Origin of the sequence: Aquimarina sp. AU119 (assembly GCF_900312735.1) — a bacterium.
In the GTDB taxonomy this organism is placed as follows: Bacteria; Bacteroidota; Bacteroidia; order Flavobacteriales; family Flavobacteriaceae; genus Aquimarina; species Aquimarina algiphila.
The window spans coordinates 168,981-191,487 of sequence record NZ_OMPF01000021.1; the positions used below are offsets into that span (position 1 = coordinate 168,981).

A 22,507-nucleotide genomic window follows, 5' to 3' on the forward strand; every position below is an offset into this window, starting at 1 on the left:
AAAGAATTATGAACTTTTTAATGCATTTTCAAAAGGAATTCGATTCAAAATACTTCGTCCTAAGGTAACCTCATCTGCATATTCTAATTCATCATTAACTCCAATTCCTCTTGCAATAGTAGAAGTTTTTATATCTATTCCTTCTAATTGCTTATACATATAAAAATTGGTAGTATCTCCTTCCATAGTAGCACTTAATGCAAATATTAATTCACTTACCATTCCTGATTTAACTTTTTCGATTAGAGAAGTGATATTAAGATCAAGCGGCCCAATACCATCTAGTGGGCTTATTTTTCCTCCTAAAACATGATACAATCCTCTATATTGACCTGTACTCTCAATAGCCATAACATCACGTATATCCTCTACGACACAAATAATCTCACGAATTCGATTGGGATTACTACAAATATCACAAGTGTCTGTATCACTGATACTATGACATGTTTTACAAAATTTAATATCTTGACGTAATGCCCCCAGAGCTTTTACCAAATGTTCTGTTTGAGTTTCAGGTTGTCTCAGCAAATGTAATACCAACCTCAATGCCGTACGTTTTCCTATACCGGGTAATTGCGACATTTCATAAACTGCGTTTTCTAATAATTTTGAAGAAAATTCCATAGCACAACAAATTTAACATTTTTAATGAAGATCGCTTTATAAATACTATAGTATTCTTACTATGCGGTTGAAACGTTTTTTGCTACTTTTACCTAAAAAGTAGGAATAATGTTAGATGCTCTTTCTGAAGAAACACAACTCATCTTAGTGGTTATTATCATTGCTGTCTTATTTATTATCATTTCATGGAATACAAAACGAAACAAAAGCAAGCTGTATGATCGTGATAAGCGTAATTTTAGAAAGAATTATTTAAAGAAAAAGAAAAATAAATAGTATTAAAATATAATTCAAATGAAGATATATACAAAAACAGGTGATAAAGGAACTACTGCTCTATTTGGAGGAACCAGAGTTCCCAAACATCATATTCGTATAGATAGTTATGGCACTGTTGATGAACTAAATTCACATATAGGTCTTATCAGAGATCAAAAAATCGATGAACTCAGTAAACAAGTATTAATTAAAATACAAGATAAACTTTTTGCTGTAGGAGCTGTTTTAGCAACTGATCCAGAAAAAGCTATTCTTAAAAGTGGTCAGAAAAGACTTAATATACCTACTATTTCTATAGAAGACATAGAACTTCTGGAAAATGAAATTGATCGTATGAATGAATCTTTGCCACCAATGACACATTTTGTATTACCTGGAGGCCATCAAACTGTGTCATTCTGTCACATTGCTCGTTGTGTATGCAGAAGAGCTGAGCGTTTAGCGACAGCATTATATGAAATATCACCTTTTGAAGAAGCTACATTACAATACCTAAACCGACTATCTGACTACCTTTTTGTACTGGCACGAAAGTTGTCCCACGATTTAAGAGCAGAAGAAATAAAATGGATTCCCGCAAAAAAATCTTAAAATTCTACTGTTAAAAAGTTTCTTATAGGAAACCCTAAAAAATCACGTTCTTATAATTATTGTTTAAATAATTAATTTTTTACTTGACTTTTTAAACTAAAAAATTATTTTTGCAAAAAATTAAACCAGTAAGCATATGTATTGGACTTTAGAATTAGCATCATATTTAAGTGATGCACCTTGGCCAGCTACAAAAGACGAGTTGATAGATTACGCAATTCGTACTGGAGCACCTTTAGAGGTTGTAGAAAACCTGCAAGCAATTGAAGATGAAGGAGATTCATATGACTCTATAGAGGAAATATGGCCTGATTATCCTACCGATGAAGATTATCTTTGGAATGAGGATGAATATTAAATAAATGAAATAGTATTAAAAGTCTCGCAAGAGGCTTTTTTTTTGCGTAAATTACGCCGCTTTTGTGGTTATTTACTGCTTAAAAGTATTGTATAATCAGACCTTTTTAGGTCTTGAGATAAGCATGTATTCCAAAATGATTGGAATCAGACTTGACGTTACCTCATTTAGTAGGTTAAACCAATTAGTTTCATTTTGAAATTAAAATCTCAATAAACAACACAACCATATATTATGGGAATTTTAGATTCTGTATTAAAAGTATTTGTTGGAGATAAATCCAAAAAAGACATTAAAGAGATTCAACCAAAGGTTGAACTTATAAAACAAGCAGAAAAGGCATTATCTAGCCTTTCTCATGATGAATTACGTGCTAAAACTATTGAATTCAAAAATAGCATTAATGAAGCTCGTGAAAAAATCAATGAAAAGATTGAAGTACTTATCAAAGAAGCTGATGACACAGAAGATATTGATAGAAAAGAAGATATTTATGGTGAAATTGATGTCTTAAAAGAAGATGCATACAAAGCTACAGAAAAAGCTTTAAACGATATCCTTCCCGAAGCTTTTGCCGTTGTAAAAGAAACTGCAAAACGTTTTGCTGAGAATACATCAATAGAAGTTACTGCATCTGCATACGATCGTGAACTCTCTGGAACCAGAGACCATATCACCCTTGACGGCGAAAAAGCAATTTGGTCTACAAGCTGGGATGCTGCAGGTAAAGAAGTAAAATGGGATATGGTACACTACGATGTACAACTTGTAGGAGGAGTCACATTGCATGAAGGAAAAGTAGCAGAAATGCAAACAGGAGAAGGAAAAACTCTGGTAGCAACGCTTCCTGTATATCTTAATGCACTATCTGGTAATGGGGTTCACCTGGTTACTGTAAATGATTATCTTGCCCGTCGTGATAGCGAGTGGATGGCACCTATTTTTCAATTTCACGGACTTACGGTAGATTGTATTGATAACCATAGACCTAACTCTGCAGAGCGTAGAGCTGCTTATAATGCTGATATCACATACGGTACCAACAATGAATTTGGTTTTGATTATTTAAGAGATAATATGTCTCATGCACCAGAGGATTTAGTACAACGCCCTCATAATTATGCTATTATTGATGAGGTAGATTCTGTATTAATTGATGACGCACGTACACCTCTTATTATATCCGGAGCTATTCCAAAAGGAGATGTTCATGAATTTGATGAGTTAAAACCAAAAATTGCAGATGTTGTTTCTGTACAACAAAAGTACCTTACTACAGTCCTTGCAGAAGCCAAAAAACTAATAAAAGAAGGAGACGCTAAAGAAGGTGGGTTTAAATTACTACAGGTATATCGAGGAATTCCTAAAAACAAAGCATTGATTAAGTTTTTAAGTGAAGAAGGAGTTAAACAACTACTTCAAAAAACAGAAAATTTCTATATGCAGGACAACAATCGTGAAATGCACAAGATTGATGCCGATTTATATTATGTAATTGAAGAAAAAAACAACCAAATAGATCTTACTGATAAAGGAGTAGATTATCTTTCTGGTAAAGAAAATCCTGATTTCTTTGTTTTACCACAGATTGGAATGGAAATCGCCAAAATCGAAGGTGAAGGATTATCCAAAGAAGACGAAGCAGAAAAGAAAGAAGATCTTTTTAGAGACTATAGTGTAAAGAGTGAACGTATTCATACCCTTCGCCAATTATTAAAAGCATATTCTTTATTTGAAAAAGATGTTGAATATGTGGTTATGGACAATAAGGTAAAAATTGTTGACGAACAGACAGGTCGTATCATGGATGGACGTCGATATAGTGATGGGTTACATCAGGCAATTGAAGCAAAAGAAAACGTAAAAATTGAAGACGCAACTCAAACTTTTGCAACGGTAACTCTTCAAAATTACTTCAGAATGTACGGTAAGTTATCTGGGATGACTGGTACTGCAGTAACTGAAGCTGGAGAACTTTGGGAAATCTATAAATTAGATGTTGTAGAAATACCAACCAACAGACCTATTGCCAGAAAAGACATGGAAGATTTGGTATACAAAACCAAACGTGAAAAATATAATGCTGTTATAGAACAAGTTACAGAGTTATCTCGAGCAGGAAGACCTGTATTAATTGGTACAACTTCTGTAGAGATTTCTGAATTATTAGGTCGAATGCTTACTATTCGTAAAGTCCCACATAATGTCTTAAACGCAAAACTTCATAAAAAAGAAGCTGATATTGTAGCTGAAGCTGGTAATCCAGGAGTTGTAACTATTGCAACCAATATGGCAGGACGTGGTACCGATATCAAATTATCAGACGAAGTCAAAGCTGCGGGAGGTCTTGCAATTGTAGGAACAGAACGTCATGATTCTCGTCGTGTAGATAGACAATTACGTGGTCGTGCTGGTCGTCAAGGAGATCCAGGAAGTTCACAGTTCTATGTGTCCTTAGAAGATAACTTAATGCGTTTATTTGGTTCTGAACGAATTGCAAAAATGATGGATAGAATGGGATTAAAAGAGGGAGAAGTAATTCAACACTCTATGATCTCTAAATCTATTGAAAGAGCCCAGAAAAAAGTTGAAGAGAATAATTTTGGAGTACGTAAACGACTTCTAGAATATGACGATGTGATGAATGCTCAACGTGAAGTGGTGTACAAACGTCGTTATCATGCACTTTTTGGGGAACGTCTTCGTGTGGATATCGCCAATATGATCTATGATACTGTAGAAGTAATCACAGAAGGAAACAAAGGAGCACAAGATTTTAAAAATTTTGAATTTGAATTGATTCGATACTTTTCTATGAGTAGTCCGATTTCTGAACAGGAATTTGAAAAAATGGATGCGCAGAAAATTGCCGGAGAAGTATATAAAGTAGCATATCAGCATTATCAGGATAAAATGAAACGTAACGCTGATACGGCTTACCCTGTACTTAAACAAGTATATGAAAACTTATCTAAAAGCAATCCAGATGTTGATAAAATTCCAATCAGAGTTCCTTTTACAGATGGAGTAAAAAGTCTTGAAGTAATCACAAACTTAAAGAAAGCATGTGAAACTGAAGGAAAACAATTAATTACTGATTTCGAAAAAAATATTACACTTGCTATTATTGATGATGCCTGGAAAACTCATCTTCGTAAAATGGATGAATTAAAACAGAGTGTACAATTAGCAGTTCATGAACAGAAAGATCCATTACTAATTTACAAATTTGAAGCTTTTGAATTGTTTAAAGTAATGATTGAAGAAGTTAATAAAGATGTTATTTCATTTTTATTTAAGGGTGAATTACCAACTGGCGACTCACAAGACATTTCTGAAGCTCGTCAAGTACGAAAAAGAGAAAACCTGGAAACTTCTAAAGAAGAAATACCTAATATGGATGAGCGTGCCGCTCAAAATAGAGCTGCAGGGCAAACTCAAGGCCAACCACAAGTTACTGAGACTATTGTACGTGAACAACCAAAAATCGGACGTAACGACAGAGTTACTATCAAACATGTAATGAGTGGAGAGAACAAAACCGTAAAATACAAACAAGCTATCCCATTAATCGAAAAAGGAGAATGGGTTTTGGTTAACGAATAAAACTGTATAAACTCTATACATTATTTAAAAACCTGAAGTTAATTCTTCAGGTTTTTTGTTTTTTACTTAAACTATATTGATTGATGTGTATTTCTATATCCAAAAACCCATAAACCAATCAAAAACAACAACTTACTCTTCAGCAAACACCTCATAAACTAGTCCAAATTTATAAATATCACTAATCTTACTTTGTTAATACGTACCATCTTTCTCTACATTTACTTTTTTTGTAAAAAATAAAGGAAGCGTTGCCTTTTAAAATTAAACGTGTATAATACACCTTCTACTAAAGAAGATGGTTTTGGGGAAAACAAAAAATAATTAAAATTCTAAACAAACATTCTAATATTATGATGTCTAAGAAACAATCAAATATGCAGAGTCACAATACTAATGTAAATCACTATTCATTTGCTATGAAAAAATATATAACAAAATCGATACTTTTCTTATCGATAGTTCTATTAGGGATAGGTTGTAGTGAAGATGAAGCTGATCCTATAAACCCCGACAATGAAAATTCTGAAAACTCAGACATTCAATTCGAGGATAATGATATTTCATTTAATTTGGTTAATCTAAAATGGTCAGCGGTTTCCGGACCAAATAACGAAGAGGTAGTATATGACATTTATTTGGGGGATACCAAAATTAAGGACAGTAACGAAGATACAGATTACACTTTAACTAAATTAGAAGCAAATACAGAATATTCTGGTCGTATTGTACCAAAAACTGTAGATAGTAAAACTTTATTATTAAATAGTAAGACCAATCATAAAAATGCTAAAGAAAGTATTGAATTAGATCCTATCTCTTTTATTGTTAAAACGAAACAATTTGCAGATCCTAGTGCTCCAACACCAGAAATTTCGAATATTACAGTAAATAGTATAATCAATAATGGTGCAACGCTTAATTGGGATACAGCTACTATAAGTGATGGATCTCAAATCACTTATAACATATATCTAGAAGGAGATTTAATTGCCAATAGTCTTACAAATAACACGTACACTTTTGAAAATTTAGAACCCAAAACATTGTACAAAGGAATATTGTTAGCAATAAGTACGAATCAAAAATCAGTTGCTTTAGATTTTGAATTCACAACATTACCCAGCTCAGATGAAATCCCTTTAACTGGTTTCGCATTTTTTAGAGGGGCATCAATAAGCTACCCAGCAAGCGATTGGTTACAATTAATCCCTATATTTTCTCCTATAGATGCAAATGCTGTAGATCTTAACTGGACAAGTAGTGATGAATCAATCGCCACAGTAGATGAATCTGGTTATGTACACACTAAACCAAAAATAGGAGTAATTACAATTACTGCCTCCTCGGTAGACAATCCCCAAATAACCCAATCAATAGAAATAACAGTAACTGAAAGAATACCAAATGGTGATCGATTTATCTCCACACAACCAAGAAGATCTTCTATTTTAATTGGTGGCGTACAAAAAATTCAAATCAATGACTTTAATGTAAAACCAGATGATATAAGAGATTTTGTATTTACTTCGAGCGATACGAGCATTGCGACTGTAGACAATGATGGCAATGTAGCTGGTGTGGCATTAGGAACCGTAGCCATTACAGCAACATCTGCCAGCAATCCTGATTTGACCGATTCTGTAATGTTACGTGTGGTAAAAAACCCTATCCCAATTACCGATTTTATTTTTTACTATGATAATCCACGCTCATTATTTGTTGGGCAACAACAGAATCTTTATCCAAAAATACTACCAGTAGATGCCACAAATCAAGAACTTATATTCACGTCAACTAATCCAAGTATTTTAGAAATATCAAGAGGGTTTGCCAAGGCCATCACCCCAGGGAACACAAGTGTTATTATTACCTCGGTAGAAGATAATTCAATCTCGGAAACTAGAGATTTTAATGTTATCGCAGACCCTATAACACTTAATCAAAATACAGGTTTATATACTGCTCCTGCAAATTCTGAAGTAGTTATACAATTATTTGCATATTTAGATGTGGATCCACAATCTAGTGCTCAATTCACAGAAATGACTATACAATATTCTGTGAAAGATAGTTCTGGCACAGAATTACTAAATCAATCTAATCCAACAGACATAGTACAGATAAATGTTTCAGAAAATCCTGATGGAACAAAATATGTAGATGCTTACGCTGAAGCAATAAAGTTTCAGATGCCTGCAGATGGTAAAGTGACTATTAGCATTGTGGAAGTTAGGCTTTTTAATAGTCAAGATTTTTTCTTACAACAGTTAGATCTTGATATTACTAATAATCAAGGGCCAAGAAAAACGCTAACTATTCCTATAGATAGTGTTATACTAGATTAATTTTGTATAGCTCTAATACTAAAAAGACAAAGGTGTTCATTAAATGAGCACCTTTATTTTTATAGAATATTTTTTTTTAGTGGGGTACATAGTATTAAACAACTATATTTTCAACAAAAGATTAGGGTCTGGGCAATTTTGCAAATAAAACTCCAGGTCTTTTTTATTAGAAACTCCAGGGTAATCTCCAATATTTCCTTGCATATCTTTAATAACCTGAAAATGCAAATGAGGAGCATAATCTCCATTTACTGATGCAGTTCCCAAAGCAGCTATAGTTTGTCCCGCTTTTACAGGGTCTCCAACAGTAATTCCTGAAAGTGACCCTAAACTTAAATGCCCATACAAGCTATAAAACACAACATCATCTAATGCATGTTCTAGAATAATGGTTGGCCCGTAATCTCCAAAATTATTATTGTTTTTGAAGCTATGAATTTTACCATCAAGAGGGGCGAGTATTTTGGTTTCTGCATCACACCAAATATCTATCCCCAAATGAATATTACGTTCTGTTTCTGGATTATGCTGATTAAAATGAGAACTCCTGCTATAAATCCCCCTTACTTCATTATAACCACCATAAGCTACCTTTGCTTTGTTTTGAGCTATATATTCCTTTATATACACCTCAAATGCTCTTGAAGAGGATACATTTATAGTATCTAAATCTGGATTGGTGGCAGAAAGATCAATCGCAACATAATCTTCTTTAACGAATTCTGAATCTACCACAGAAATAAAATCATGTGAGATATTTTTTATCTTTTTTTTAAAATTATCATTCATTATCTAAGTACTTTGTGAAATAGTTTTTGGTATTTTCGACTTCCATTTTTTGGGTAATTGTTTTAGCAATGCTTTCTTAAACAAATGATAATCCACTGTTATAGTATGTCTAGGCGTATTAATTTGCTTATAATGTGGATGAGTCACTTCACGTCGGCACAGTTTTTCAATAGTAGAAGGCATTTCCCATTCTCCCACTAAATAATTTGCTAAAATCTTACTCTGTAATTCTGCTCCCGGCCAAATACAGCCTAAAGGTTGAAACATCCCAATAAAAAACAGATCATGATATTCTTGATGAAACATTTTTAAATACAAAGGCACTGGTCCGCTACTATAATCAATAAACGATCTATCAAAAAATGTATGTTTCAAAATATATCCTGTGCAAGCTATGATTACATCAAACTCTTCACTCGTACCATCGTTAAAATAAACCATCTTCTCATTTAGTCGCTCAATATCTTTCTTAGGATGTACTTTACCATGACGAATTTTATATAATAATTCATCATTTATTGTTGGGTGTGTTTCTCCAAATTTTGTTTTCACTTCTGGTAATCCATATAGCTTATTTTTACCTAACATCAAGTTTAACAATTTGTCATTAAGCCAGCTTCTAATTTTTACAGGCATCCATGATGAACGAGCTCCTACAATATCAGAGGGTAGTCCAAAGAAAAATTTAGGGATAATACGATAGCCTCTCCTCCAGCTAATACTTGTTTTTTTACTTACCCTACTAGTTTCTACTGCCACATCACAAGCAGAGTTACCACCACCGATTACCAAAACTCTTTTATCTGCAAAAGGCGAAGCTTTTTTATAATGATGAGAATGTATAAACTGACCTGTAAACATACCTGGATATTCTGGTACTCTAGGTACAGAATGATGACCATTGCAAATCACTAAATCTGTAAAAATCTCTATATACTGTTTTCCCTTATGTGTTATAGTAATATGCCATTCATTTTTATGTATACGTTTACAATGTTTTACCGAAGTCTCAAATTGAATATAAGGGTATAGCTCAAAATGTCTGGCATAGGCTTGAAAATAACGTCTTAACTCGTCATGAGAAGGATAATCGGCTACTGTTTCATCAAAATCGTCAAAAGTAAAATCTTCATATTGTGATAATATTTTAGAACTTATAATATGGGTAGTTTCAAAAACACTAGAATGGCTTTCTTCTTCTGAATAGATCCAATTACCTCCTACTTCATTATTTCTGTCGAAGCAGATGACATTAAGCTCCTTATCTTTTATATTTTTTAGCGCTGTTATTCCGCTAGGACCTGCTCCTATAACACAAATTCTTCTTTCCATTTAGATGATATGATCCCTAATTAATAGATCTGTAAAATAGAAAATGTGTTGCAGTTTAAAAAATATTTCCGGGGAGATATACTAATCACCTCTAAAAACTACTATCTATTCTTCTCTTTAGTATTGGTATTTGTACAAAAAATAAAAGTGCGAGAAATAATATACCATAGAGGGTTGTCTTATGAAGTGTAAAGTCTGAAAATGGATTATCCAGATCTATAACCTTTAAAAAAGAAAAGTCAATGGTATGCAAAATAGATACTTCATTATCAGACAAAAGCAACAAAATCCCTAGTATTGACACAATCACCAAAGCAACTATCAACCATGTTTTTTTTGATATTAAGGGAGTGTAATTCAATGATTTTTGAGAAGAAACTTCTATTTCCTTCATTATATTATTCATAAAATTTGCAGAAGGAGATTCTAATCCTGCCTCTTTAACCAAATGTTGGATATCATTTTTATATTGCTCTTCCATTTTTACTACTAATTTCTGGAGAAATGTGATATTTCAATATCGAATATAGTTTTTTTCTACCACGATAGAGTTTTATTTTCACATTATCTGCCGTTAGATCCGTCATTTCAACAATCTCTTTTACACTTTTTTCGTCAAAGTAATACCATGTTATGATAGCAGCTTCATCTTTAGCAAGCTTCATTATACTATCTGAAATTATCTTTTTTCGTTCTTTGGCTTGTAAATAATTTAATGCATCATTTACCAATTCTATTTCACCCTCATTAATTTCTTCGATAAGTTCTGAGGTTATCATACGCTTACTCTTCTTCAAAGCATCCAAACTCTTTCTGTATGCTATAGTATACAACCAAGTAGAAAATTTCGCATCTCCTCTATAATTATCTAGAGATTTAAATGCTTTTATAAAAGAATCCTGCGCCACTTCTTCTGCTTCTTCTTTATTTTTGATCATACGATATACTACAGTGTACACTAAGTTCTGATAACGCTCTATCAAAACAGAAAAAGCATTCACCTGCCCTTCGAGAACTTGATTGATATAATATTGATCTGATTGATGGTTCATTTCTTCATAAGACGATAGCGTATAAGCATAGGTTACATAAATTTTAATAAAAAGTACAAAATATATTTTTTATCTTTTTTTGTAACCGCTTTGAATCATACTTCGTCTTAATTAGAAAACGAACAGTATAATCATTTAAATCAAAAATTATGAGTTTTATCGAAGCACTAATACCATTATCCATATTTGGATCTATTTTTGGAATATTCTATTTATTTATTGCAGCTAGAAATAAAGAACGCATGGCACTTATAGAAAAAGGGGCAGATGCTTCTATCTTTTATAGTAGCAAAGAGAAAAGAGTTACCCCTATATGGAAAGTTTTTATCTTAAACCTATCCTTATTATTAATGGGAATTGGGATTGGGATTTTTATAGCTGGAATTTTACATTTATCTATCGGTGTTGATGAAGATATAGCATATCCAGGAACAATCTTTTTAATGGCTGGAGTAGGATTATTTACTGGCTTTAACATGACTAAAAACTTAGACAAATAAACAAGCCTTTGTTTTTGTAAAAAAACTATGCCTGTACAATGATGTACAGGCATAGTTTTTTTACCTATTTTTTATTCTTCATATATCTTTATACATCTTTGTCTTTGTATATCTTACGCAAAATAAAGACATAACAAACCTAATGTAAAGCATCAATAACTTCTTTCTTTCATAGACCCTCTATCCTTATTCATATACATTATTTTATCGTTCACCATTTATTTTAAATAAAACGTAAACCGATGCTATATAACACTGTTCTAAAAATAAGAATGCCTAATTGATCAAAATATATTAATACACAAAAAAACCTTTCAAATTATGAAAGGCTTTTTTTATATCTATCAATTTATTATTACATATCTGCCACTTGATCTTCGTCCACAAACTTCTCTAATACTACAGAATCTCCTCTATCATTTTCTAAAACATACACACCTGCAGGCAATTGACTTAAATCAACATAATTTGTTGTTTTAGATAAAACATGAACTGTATTTTTCACTTCAAATAACTTAATTTTATCTCCGTCTTCAAAATCTATCACTTTAACTATATCTCCTTCTCTTTCTACAGCAAGAAGATTTGTTTCTGCGTTTTCATAGTAATGGATAAATTCTTGTTCTACATTAATATCTGCAGGAACAAAAGTTCTTTCACTATCATTTTCTAATACAAAATCAGTTTCACTATGCTCAATAACTCCTTCAATACTAATTTCTTCCTCTAAACGCTCGATAACTACTGATCTACCTTCATTATTTTCTAACAAATAAGATCCCATTGGTAATTGACTAAGATCTATCTCTCCATGTGTTTTTGATAAAACATGGTCTCCAGTCTCTACTTCAAATAACTTAATTTTATCTCCCTCTTGAAAATCTACAACCATCACTACTAGACCATCCATCTCTACTTCTAAAGATTGATCCATGTCATTTGCATAACTGTTTAAGAATAAAAATAAACTAAAAATATATGCTATCAATTTCATCTTTGTATTCTTTATTCGTAATAAAGTTTAATATTAATTTATTACGGTTTTACCATACAATGATATTACATAATTATTGTTAAACAAATTAAAAATCAGACTTTTAGATCAAACGTTTTTGTTTTTCGACAAAAGACACAAAAAATGTTAAATTTTCCTTTATTTAATGTTAATTAATTGATTTTTAATAGATTACACTTATCGAATACTAAAAAAACCAGATAAAAAGCATTATTCACTAGATTAAAAGAAACATCTACCTATCATTCTTACGTTTTATTCTGTATAATTAAGTACAAAAAATGCAATTTGATACTTTAGATTTAATATTATCTGAGTGTAAATACAATACCATTAATCAATCAACTGTAGTAAATATTTTTTGTTTTACCGCTTGTAAAAGGTTATCATATCTTTTTAATTGCAGGGAAACATTTACTACATATAATGACTAAAAAAGCCCTATCAGTTTAAAAAACCGATAGAGCTTTCTTATAATTAACACTACATTACTTACTACGAAAAACTATTTATTATTTAATACAACTTCACTATATTTTGCATTAATAGTGATCATTTTGTCTGTACTACGTGTTTTTTTAAACCCATTAATAAAAACGTTTCCAAAATTCTTTCTAGTATTTATTTCTAACGTTTTGGGTAAAGAAATTATACTTTGTGCTCCAGTATATGATAAGTTAAATGCTGTATCTGGTAAGTTTAACTTAAAATCACTGTTTTGAACTGCCAAATCCAAAGTAGAGAAAGATTCTCCTAACTTAGCAATGGTAATCACACCAAAACTTCCTGAGATGGCACCATTTTCGCTAAGCTCCTGAATATAAATGTTACTAGAATCTGCATTGACCAATAAATTCTTAGCATTTTGAATTCTACAATTCTTCACATAATTTACCACAAGTCGACCGTTATTCCATTCTCTTACAAATACCGGGGAGTAAGAAGCTTTAATAAACGTCTGTTTACCATCAATTACATTAGCAGAAAGCTTTGTATGCGATAGAGATGCTCTAATATCATTAGATTTTTCTGCTAATTGTACGTCCCCATGACGGATATTAAGTCTTAACTTAGCTCCTTTGGGCATACGTATTTTTATAATTTTACTGGTGTTCTTTGTATTTATTTTTCTGGCACTATATTGATATACTGTAATATTAGCAGTTCCTTTTTGTTGATTTTCAACATCTTTTGAAAATTGAGTAGACCAAGCATCCATCTGTCTACCGTATTGTTCTCCCCAAGTTTCTACACGAATTTCTTTTTGACCAGTCACTCCTTTTGATGTATTATCAAACTGAGCCCATTTTTGGTTTTCCTTACTTACATCATCGCTAAGTTTTTCTCGTATTTGGCTCTCCCATTGTTGAATATATTTTTCATCATTCTTATTAACCTTACCATTACTGTAGTTAACATTAGCTTGATGATCAGAAAGAGCACTTGGCATAGGATTTTTTTCAATGTTCTCCATAAGAGGGCTCAACATATCAGTAATTACCGGGCCCAACATTCTTAATTCCTGTAAGTTTTTGCTCATTCGAATACTAGAAGCTGTAACATTTCCACTCCATAAATTACCAGCGGCAGAACTAATAGTTACTTCACGATTATTTCCTCTTACATTTATTTGCCAACTATCAAGTATACGTTGACTATTTTCGTTAGATCCGCTACCTTCTAAATACGCTTCTACTGCTATTGCATTTTTATTCCAGGTTTCAAAAACAATATTAGTATGACTTGTATTTAGATTTACAACTACATCATCATCTACGGTAAATTTTTTATTTAACTTATCTTGTTTATCCTGAGCTAATAATCCTACACAGCACAATACCCCAAGTACAGTAACACAATTAAGCTTGTATCTCATTGTAATTTTCATTTTCAATGCTCTCTAATTCTTTTAGTTTGTCTTTTAGTCTATTTAATAATGATAATCTTATAGTTAGGTTTTCCATCATAGCCTCTACGCTTTGTACATTTGGCCCCACCTCTATTAATTCTCTATTTAGTTTTTGATATTCTTTATCAAGATTATCCAATCGAGCCATAAAACTTTCTACTAACTCTCTATTTGTATCATCAATCGTGATCTGTGATAATTGAAATTTTATACTCGTCAATATGCTATTTTCTACTTCTTGATATTCTGGAGATATTTCTGCAAGTGTAGAAGATTGTTTATTCAAATTCACTGTAGCATTTACAACATTAGAATCATTTACATCAACTACTTCTATTCCTTCTGGGCTTTCTCCCCCTAGCTGATTAAAAGTTAATACCGAAATAGAAAGAATCACAACTATGCTGGCCGCTATCTTAAGCCATTTATAATTTAAACTTCGTGTTTTTTTCTGAGGAAGTTCTTTTTCTAATCTAGACATAAACCTGAATTCATGTCCTTGTTTTATTTTTTCTGAAGGAATCTGTCTATCTTGTTTTAATAGCTCTCTAATATCTTGTGCCATCTTTCAAATGTTTTAATTGTTCCTGTAGCTGTTTTTTTCCTCTATGTACTAATGTTCTTGATGAAACAGGGGTAATATCTAATACTTCACTTATTTCATTATGATCATATCCTTCTATCAAAAACAGCATGACTGCATATCTATACTTTTCTGGTAATTTCTCAATCGCTTTTTTTACTTCATCTACAGTTACAGAATCGGATACTGACCAATCATTCTGTTCTTCTACTGTAGTCATAACCTGCTCATTAATTGCAACCATATTCATTTTCTTAGCTTTAAGCATATCAATGCTTTTATTAATAACAATACGCTTAAGCCAAGCTCCAAAGGTTACATCACCAGTAAATTGATGAAGTCTAGTAAATGCCTTAATAAAAGATTCTTGCATAGCTTCCTCTGCCTCAAACGGATCTTTAAGAAATCGCAATGCTACATAATACATACCATCACAGTATTTATTATAGAGTTTCATTTGCGCTCTACGATCGTTAGTTCTACATTGTTCTATTAGCTCGCTTTGTAACAAACTTAATTTACTTTAGGTTAGTGATTATTATTTAAAAAAACAGTTTTAAATCGTATTCATATATAGAGACGATATATACATATACTGTGTTGCAAAATTATACATAAAAAACATATATTCACAACAAAGCGCTGAATATCAAATAATTAATAAAAAATTAACTATTATATAAGTAAGTTTTTAGGCTATAACTGACTATCATACACACTTTTATTAATTATTAACCACACAAAATCATGTATAATTTAAAAAAGAATGTAGAACATAATGATGATGATGTTGAAGATCTATTTAATCTTTTAGAAAAAAACCTTAACTGCTCTCAAACACTAATACATCATATTGATGCTTTTATTGAGCGCAAACATCCAAATAAAAACATGCTTAATGTTCTAACCACTGTCAGAAATACTTGCGCTGTAAATGCAATGAACATTACTAGATTAACCAGATCATTTTAAGTTGATCTTTTTTTATGAATTTATAAACATAGTTCTAAACTGTAAAAGGGCTATATTTAAAAATTAAATAACATTATTATGCCAAAACTTTTAAAAAGAATAGTTTTTATTTTACTTGGACTTGTAATCATTGGATTTGCAGGAATGTATTTTATGAAGCAAAATACTAAAAAACATAGTCCAGAAGACATCGTTACCCATACAGCAAAAGATGCAACTTTTACAGTATTTTATAATCGCCCATATAAAAAAGATAGAGAAATATTTGGAAAATTGGTTCCTTATAACCAAGTATGGAGAACAGGGGCCAATGAAGCAACGACCTTTACTACAGATAAAGACATTTTTGTAGACGGCACCACCCTTAAAGCTGGAACTTATACTTTATGGACTATTCCAAATCAAAAATCCTGGAAAGTAATTTTTAACAGTCAGGAGTATGGATGGGGGGTAAACATGGATGGTACTTCAAAAAGAGATCCAGCGTTTGATGCACTTATTGTAGAAGTTCCTACACAACCTTTATTAAATATCATAGAACAGTTTTCTATTTATTTTGAAAATGCAAATGAATTTACCATACTCTACCTGGCATGGGATAGAACTGCAGTAGCGGTTCCCATTAAAGTGTAAAAGGTTAATTATTTAATTTGATAACACAATCCTATTAATTTTCAGGTTTCCAAATAAGGAATTTATAACTTTGCTATAAAGCTATCTTGTGTCTAAAGATCAAAACAAACATAAAAGTCAATCTCCCAAAGTACCTTCTAGTACTACAGGATATGCCATTGATAGATTTAAAAGACTACAACAAAAAGAGGTTTCTGTAAAAGTTATATTTGACGAAATTATTAATAAAGACACCGCGGCTTTAAGCAAAGGTATTACTCTAATTGAAAGTACGAAGCAAAAGCATTCTAAAAAGGCTCAACAACTTGTTGAAATGTGTCTTCCTTATGCAAACAATTCTATACGAATAGGAATTACAGGAGTTCCTGGGGTGGGAAAAAGTACTTTTATAGAAGCCTTGGGTAATCTATTAATTCAAAAGGGAAAGAAAGTAGCAGTTTTGGCCGTAGATCCTAGTAGTACCATATCTCATGGAAGTATTCTTGGAGATAAGACCAGAATGGAATCACTTGTACGTTCTTCAGAAGCCTTTATTCGTCCTTCTCCATCAGGAAAATCCCTTGGCGGAGTTGCTCAAAAAACCAGAGAATCTATTATTCTTTGTGAAGCCGCTGGATATGATGTTATTATTATTGAAACTGTAGGCGTAGGACAAAGTGAAACAGCAGTACATAGTATGGTGGATTTCTTTTTATTGCTAAAATTAGCAGGAGCAGGAGATGAATTACAAGGTATTAAAAGAGGTATCATCGAGATGGCAGATGCTCTGGTCATTAATAAAGCAGATGGAGACAACTTATTAAGAGCTAGAAAAGCCAAAAATCAATTTAGAAAAGCATTACATTTATACCCACTTGCACAAAGTACATGGTCTCCAGAAGTATTAACGTGCAGTGCTTTAGAAGGTTCTGGCATTGAAGATATTTGGGAATTGATTCTGAAATACCAAGAGGTCACTTCTAAAAATGGCTTTTTTGAAGAAAATAGAATTCAGCAAAATAAATTTTGGCTTCTGCAAACTATAGAAGAACAACTAAAAAGTTCATTTTATAATAACCCAAAAATCAAAGATGAATTAAATTCACAAATCCAAGGGGTCCAACAAAACAAAATTACTCCTTTTGCTGCTGCACATTATTTATTAGAATTGAGTAAAGAAAAGTAAGCAGCTTAATTAGAACGTGTGTGTTTTCTTTCTTTAAAATTAAATCGATATACATACCCTATACTAAGATCAGAAAAATCAGCTTGTCCTAGGTTAGCATTAATACTAGCCCCGATATAGATATTATTCTTAGGAGACTTGTTAGTATTAAACAAATAGTATTTTATCTCTAGCTTTGACGATATAGTTCGTTTTATTTGGTAATATGAGTCTAATTCTCCAAGTCTGGTATATTCTCCTTTAAAGAAATATCCTTGACTAAGTTGCCAGTCAATTTTATAAAAAGGTTTATAAATATTTATACCAAGGTCTATTTCTACTCCCACATGCCCCATTAAAAACTCTGTACTTGCAAAAAAACCTAAATTTGTTGCATATCGGTAAGGGTTATCTCTAAAATTAGGTACTTGCTCGCTTATTAGCGGTCCATTTTCATTTATATGATCATAATATTGTTCATAAAATCGATAATAAAACCCAGCGCCAAACTTAAAAGTTCTGTTTATAATTTTACCAGCAGACAACGCTATTGAATATACTTCTTTTTTATCATTATAAATACGAGAAAGTACATTTTGACCAATCCCTATCCTTCCAGAAAAATAAGTTTCTGAAGAACGAATTCTTTTCTCTTTTTGAATGATTCGATCTTTATCAGAAATTTTGTCTTCTTTTCCTATACTAGAAGATAAACTAACTAGAAATGAATTAAGTCCTTGATTTGGTAATCTTGTATGTCCATTAGAATAATGGGTATATCCAACACCCAAACGCCAATTTAGTGCCTCTTTCCTAAATATATCATAATAAACAAATGATCTAAAAGCCCAATTAATTTTTGTGGTAACGGCTTGATTAAAAGGATTGGTATCTGGATGAAATTGCTTATCTATGTAGGAACTCCCCATACCTATATTTAAATTCCATCTACTAGAATATTTTCGAAATATTCCAACTTCAATAAATGGCATTACTGTATACGCCATTCCTAATTTTTCAGTATTCCCAAAATCGGTTACACCAAGTGAAACTCCCGTTTTTGGATAACCTAATAAGATTGCCCATTGTTGATCAATCATTCTACTACGTCTTCCAAAACTCACAAAAAACGATTTTTGTAATTTGGTTTCTGGAAAACCAGTATTAGCTTCTCCTGTTTTTCCTATTAAAATTTCTGGCACCACAAAGAATGGTCTCTTATCTGTACTATTAGATATTTGACTATGTACCTTTATCCCAATAAAAAAAATAAGCAAATAATATCCCTTATGCTTCATTCACTTTTATTACACAACCTCCAAACAGGCTTCCCCTTACCTTAATTTTTGACAGGTTATATTTGTTAAACTAATCTTTTACTTAAGTATTATTTTATTTTTGATCACATATAATGCAATGAAAGATTGTAAATTAAGTAAAAAAATTAAGTTTTCTATAACATTTTCTTAACAAAAAGATATAATAAAGTACTAGCGCCTATTCACTAAGTAAAAAAAGTATGCATTTTATGTATTTAAGATAATTGACTTCAGGAAGGGCTAATATGATGTATTGACACTATCTTTCATTAGATTTGGCATACAATATTACTCCATACTTCTCTACCCTTGAAGAATTAATCACCAAAAGCATAGCAGAAAAAAAAATGCAGAGATAGGTTTATCTTTTATGAAATTCTTAAAAAGTATTTTAAGTTCAATTATGAAAGGCACACCTAAAAAAGTCGAATGGCAAAGAATATGAATAAAATTAAATTATAATCTTATTACTATTCGACGTCTAACTCTCCTACCTGTTCATCACTTACTGCCGAAGGAATATCAACACCTGGGCCATCAAAACTCTGCATAGAATCAGCTAACCTCTTACTAATTTTAACCAAATAAATTGTATCATTTGTTTTTACTTCAACAGCTTCAATAGCTTCATTATGCTGGTTTCTAAATGAGATAATATCATCATCATTATATCCATCTGGAAATTTCTCTACCAAAAGATTTAAAATGTTTTTATTTAATTTCTTGTAGTCAACAATTACTCTTTTCATGATCTGTAGTAGGTTTAGGTTAATACGTATACAATAACAAATAACATGCACGCATGTATTAGTATAAATCACAAATCTTGAGGAATAAGCTTTTTACATACCTCAAGTAATTCTCAAATAATTAAATAAGTATTTCACTGAGTAATATAGTACTACAAGTCTACTTAAAAAAAATGAAACTTTCCAAAAAAACAGCTTTAAAAAAACAAAAAATATTTCTCTTTTTTCTTGTTATAAATCAAAACAACATACTAGAAAAGAGACCATTGTAAATTTTCTGATCTATTTACATTTATAATTTAGAATATTCCAAATCATAAATACAAATACATTGAGTAAAATATTTTGTGAAGCCTGAGTTTAAGAAAATTCGTATACTATATAATGTTACTTAATAATTTTGTGTTTCAAACGTTATTATTGTCAAGATTGGGGTATGATAAAAAAGATAGTACAAAAAAGATGGACCAAATGGCTTCTGTTCACAATTGGCGGACTTATTTTAATATGCGTCTGCTTTTATGCCAGTATTTATTTTGGTTTTTGGGGGAAATTACCAAATAAAGAAGAATTAAGTTCTTTAAAACAAGCTGAAGCCACTCAGGTATTAGATAAAGATGGTCATTTGATTGGTAAATACTATATCTATGACAGACAACCTATTACATATGAGGAGCTACCTCAACATCTTATTGATGCTCTTGTAGCAACAGAAGATGCTAGATTCTATGAACATGATGGTGTAGATAACAAAAGTTTGTTACGCGTTTTTTTTAAAACCATTTTATTACAAGACAAATCATCAGGGGGAGGAAGTACGATTACTCTTCAGTTAGCTAAAAATCTATTTGGCAGAAAAAAGTATACAATATTTAGTACTGTAATTAATAAACTAAAAGAATCATTTGTTGCAAAAAGAATAGAAGAAATCTATTCTAAACAGGAAATCATTACATTATATTTCAACACTGTACCATTTCCAGATAACACATATGGTATCGAGAGTGCATCTCAAAAATTCTTTAATAAACCAACCCATCAATTAACTTTATCAGAATCTGCTACTCTCATAGGAAGTTTAAAAGCAAATCATAGTTATAATCCAAGACTTTTTCCTGAGAGAAGTCAATTAAGAAGAGATGTTGTTTTACAACAGATGACCAAATACAACTATATCAGTTCGAATCGATCTAATCAGGCTATGAGTCAACCTATTAAAATCGATTACCAACATTTTAATCATGATCTTGGATTAGCTCCTTATTTTAGGGAAGAAGTAAAAAAAGAATTAGTAAAAATTCTTGAAAAACATAAGAAACCAGACAGTAGTATTTATGACATATACAATGATGGACTAATTGTTTACACTACTATGGATTATAAAATGCAATCTTTGGCAGAGGATGCGATGAAAGAACATATGCAAGTATTACAAAGTAATTATGAAAAATCATATGGAAGCTCGGCTCCATGGAAAAACAATAAGAAGCTTGCAGAAAATGCGATTAAAAATCTCAAAATTTATAAGACATACAAAGAACAAGGGCTCACAGAGAAACAAATTACAGATTCTCTATCAATAAAAAAAGACATTGAATTATTTGAATGGAATGGGAATATTACCAAAAAAATATCTTCTGTAGATAGCCTACAACACTATCTTAAATTTCTTAATACTGGAATGATCGCTATTGACCCCAAAACAGGTGCGGTTAGAACTTATCTTGGCGGAATAGATTATCGTTATTTTAAGTATGATCATGTTTCACAAAGTGAAAGGCAAGTAGGTTCTACATTTAAACCCTTTGTATACACAGCCGCAATTGAAAATGGAATGAAACCTTGTACTTATTTTTCTGCAAAAGAAATTACATATACTAATCTTAAGAACTGGACTCCAAAAAATGCTTCAGAAGAGGAAGACCCCTATCTCAATTTTACGTTAGAAAAAGCCCTAAGCACCTCTGTGAATACTATAGCTGTCAAAGTACTTAATGAAGTGGGAATCCCTAAAGTAGTAGAACAAGTAAAAAAATTAGGAATTACAGCTTCACTTTCTGAAGACCCTGCAATGGCTCTAGGTACAGATGGTATTAAATTAAAAGAATTATCTGGGGCGTACGCAAGTTATGTAAATCAAGGAAAGAGTGTAAAACCCTACTATATCTCCAGAGTTGAAGATAAAAATGGCAACCTAATAGCCTCATTTGAACCTGAAGTATCAGAAATACCGGCTTATAATGAGTATACAAGACAAGTACTTTTGGAAATGATGAAATCAACTATAGATGAAGGTACTGCCACCAGACTAAGAACATCTTACAAATTAGAAAATGCAATTGCCGGTAAAACAGGAACTACCCAAGATAATAAAGATGGATGGTTTGTTGCAATTACTCCCAACTTGGTATCCATTACCTGGGTTGGAAACGATAATTATAATATAGGATTTAAAACAACAGCACTAGGTCAGGGAGCTAATACTGCATTACCCATTTTTGCTAAGCTATATCAAAAAATGAATCAAGACCCTATTTTTGATCCTATAACCAAAAGTAAATTTGAGGAGATCTCTGAAGAAGTATTAAAAGATATTGATTGTAAACCCGAAAAGAGAGACAACTTTCTTAAGCGTCTTTTTGGTAAAAAGAAGAAAAAGAAAAAATTTGGAAAAGCATAAGTAGTAGTATATAGCCAATTG

21 protein-coding genes are annotated in these 22,507 nt (G+C 31.6%); 10 read left to right on the forward strand and 11 right to left on the reverse strand.

Features of this window, described 5'->3' with window-relative positions; translation table 11 throughout:
• Positions 1-6: 6 nt before the first annotated feature.
• Positions 7-627: a recombination mediator RecR gene (gene recR, locus DK442_RS17415; RefSeq protein WP_109437178.1), complete on the reverse strand. Its 621-nt coding sequence runs from the start codon at positions 625-627 to the stop codon at positions 7-9.
• Positions 628-735: 108 nt separating this feature from the next.
• Here recR and DK442_RS28465 point away from each other — a divergent pair, with 108 nt between their 5' ends.
• From DK442_RS28465 to DK442_RS17435, 5 genes are all read left to right on the forward strand, one after another.
• Positions 736-903: a hypothetical protein gene (locus DK442_RS28465; protein ID WP_167571735.1), complete on the forward strand. Its 168-nt coding sequence runs from the start codon at positions 736-738 to the stop codon at positions 901-903.
• 18 nt (positions 904-921) lie between these two features.
• A complete protein-coding gene (locus DK442_RS17420; RefSeq protein ID WP_109437179.1) occupies positions 922-1,497 on the forward strand; it encodes a cob(I)yrinic acid a,c-diamide adenosyltransferase in 576 nt (191 codons plus the stop codon).
• Positions 1,498-1,633: 136 nt separating this feature from the next.
• Positions 1,634-1,855, forward strand: coding sequence for a DUF2795 domain-containing protein (locus tag DK442_RS17425; protein ID WP_008272287.1), 222 nt, complete (start codon positions 1,634-1,636; stop codon positions 1,853-1,855).
• A 234-nt stretch (positions 1,856-2,089) separates the two neighbouring features.
• Positions 2,090-5,461, forward strand: a complete 3,372-nt coding sequence (gene secA, locus DK442_RS17430; protein WP_109437180.1) for a preprotein translocase subunit SecA — start codon at positions 2,090-2,092, stop codon at positions 5,459-5,461.
• Between the two features lie 419 nt (positions 5,462-5,880).
• On the forward strand, positions 5,881-7,809 hold the full coding sequence (locus DK442_RS17435) for an Ig-like domain-containing protein (protein WP_160114238.1): 1,929 nt from the start codon (positions 5,881-5,883) through the stop codon (positions 7,807-7,809).
• A 102-nt stretch (positions 7,810-7,911) separates the two neighbouring features.
• Here the strand turns inward: DK442_RS17435 and DK442_RS17440 are convergent, their stop codons facing one another.
• The 4 genes from DK442_RS17440 to DK442_RS17455 form a co-directional block, all read right to left on the reverse strand.
• A complete protein-coding gene (locus tag DK442_RS17440) occupies positions 7,912-8,598 on the reverse strand; it encodes a peptidoglycan DD-metalloendopeptidase family protein (RefSeq protein WP_109437182.1) in 687 nt (228 codons plus the stop codon).
• Positions 8,599-8,601: 3 nt separating this feature from the next.
• A complete protein-coding gene (locus tag DK442_RS17445) occupies positions 8,602-9,930 on the reverse strand; it encodes an NAD(P)/FAD-dependent oxidoreductase (protein WP_109437183.1) in 1,329 nt (442 codons plus the stop codon).
• 91 nt (positions 9,931-10,021) lie between these two features.
• Positions 10,022-10,411, reverse strand: a complete 390-nt coding sequence (locus DK442_RS17450) for a hypothetical protein (RefSeq protein ID WP_109437184.1) — start codon at positions 10,409-10,411, stop codon at positions 10,022-10,024.
• The gene (locus DK442_RS17455) at positions 10,395-10,982 is read right to left on the reverse strand and encodes an RNA polymerase sigma factor (protein WP_109437185.1); all 588 of its coding nucleotides are present in this window, start codon (positions 10,980-10,982) and stop codon (positions 10,395-10,397) included. The genes DK442_RS17450 and DK442_RS17455 overlap by 17 nt, the downstream gene beginning before the upstream one ends.
• Positions 10,983-11,131: 149 nt before the next feature.
• Here DK442_RS17455 and DK442_RS17460 point away from each other — a divergent pair, with 149 nt between their 5' ends.
• Positions 11,132-11,482, forward strand: coding sequence for a DUF6249 domain-containing protein (locus DK442_RS17460; RefSeq protein WP_109437186.1), 351 nt, complete (start codon positions 11,132-11,134; stop codon positions 11,480-11,482).
• 355 nt (positions 11,483-11,837) lie between these two features.
• Here the strand turns inward: DK442_RS17460 and DK442_RS17465 are convergent, their stop codons facing one another.
• The 4 genes from DK442_RS17465 to DK442_RS17480 form a co-directional block, all read right to left on the reverse strand.
• Positions 11,838-12,476 carry a hypothetical protein gene (locus tag DK442_RS17465; RefSeq protein WP_109437187.1) on the reverse strand — a complete coding sequence of 213 codons (639 nt, stop codon included), beginning with the start codon at positions 12,474-12,476 and terminating at the stop codon, positions 11,838-11,840.
• A 526-nt stretch (positions 12,477-13,002) separates the two neighbouring features.
• Positions 13,003-14,373: a hypothetical protein gene (locus tag DK442_RS17470; protein ID WP_160114239.1), complete on the reverse strand. Its 1,371-nt coding sequence runs from the start codon at positions 14,371-14,373 to the stop codon at positions 13,003-13,005.
• A complete protein-coding gene (locus DK442_RS17475; protein ID WP_109437189.1) occupies positions 14,357-14,971 on the reverse strand; it encodes a hypothetical protein in 615 nt (204 codons plus the stop codon). The genes DK442_RS17470 and DK442_RS17475 overlap by 17 nt, the downstream gene beginning before the upstream one ends.
• Positions 14,955-15,446, reverse strand: coding sequence for an RNA polymerase sigma factor (locus tag DK442_RS17480; RefSeq protein ID WP_109437258.1), 492 nt, complete (start codon positions 15,444-15,446; stop codon positions 14,955-14,957). The genes DK442_RS17475 and DK442_RS17480 overlap by 17 nt, the downstream gene beginning before the upstream one ends.
• A 290-nt stretch (positions 15,447-15,736) precedes the next feature.
• Between DK442_RS17480 and DK442_RS17485 the strand changes: the two genes are divergently transcribed.
• The 3 genes from DK442_RS17485 (at position 15,737) to meaB (ending at position 17,759) form a co-directional block, all read left to right on the forward strand.
• A complete protein-coding gene (locus DK442_RS17485; protein WP_109437190.1) occupies positions 15,737-15,961 on the forward strand; it encodes a hypothetical protein in 225 nt (74 codons plus the stop codon).
• Positions 15,962-16,039: 78 nt separating this feature from the next.
• Positions 16,040-16,594, forward strand: a complete 555-nt coding sequence (locus DK442_RS17490; RefSeq protein WP_109437191.1) for a DUF2911 domain-containing protein — start codon at positions 16,040-16,042, stop codon at positions 16,592-16,594.
• 88 nt (positions 16,595-16,682) lie between these two features.
• Positions 16,683-17,759, forward strand: coding sequence for a methylmalonyl Co-A mutase-associated GTPase MeaB (gene meaB, locus DK442_RS17495; protein WP_109437192.1), 1,077 nt, complete (start codon positions 16,683-16,685; stop codon positions 17,757-17,759).
• Between the two features lie 5 nt (positions 17,760-17,764).
• Here the strand turns inward: meaB and DK442_RS17500 are convergent, their stop codons facing one another.
• Both DK442_RS17500 and DK442_RS17505 read right to left on the reverse strand, forming a co-directional pair.
• A complete protein-coding gene (locus tag DK442_RS17500; RefSeq protein ID WP_109437193.1) occupies positions 17,765-19,036 on the reverse strand; it encodes an acyloxyacyl hydrolase in 1,272 nt (423 codons plus the stop codon).
• 491 nt (positions 19,037-19,527) lie between these two features.
• Entirely contained in the window at positions 19,528-19,806 is a 279-nt protein-coding gene (locus DK442_RS17505) for a hypothetical protein (RefSeq protein WP_109437194.1), read from the reverse strand.
• Between the two features lie 436 nt (positions 19,807-20,242).
• Between DK442_RS17505 and DK442_RS17510 the strand changes: the two genes are divergently transcribed.
• Positions 20,243-22,486, forward strand: coding sequence for a penicillin-binding protein 1A (locus DK442_RS17510; RefSeq protein ID WP_109437195.1), 2,244 nt, complete (start codon positions 20,243-20,245; stop codon positions 22,484-22,486).
• Positions 22,487-22,507 lie beyond the last annotated feature (21 nt).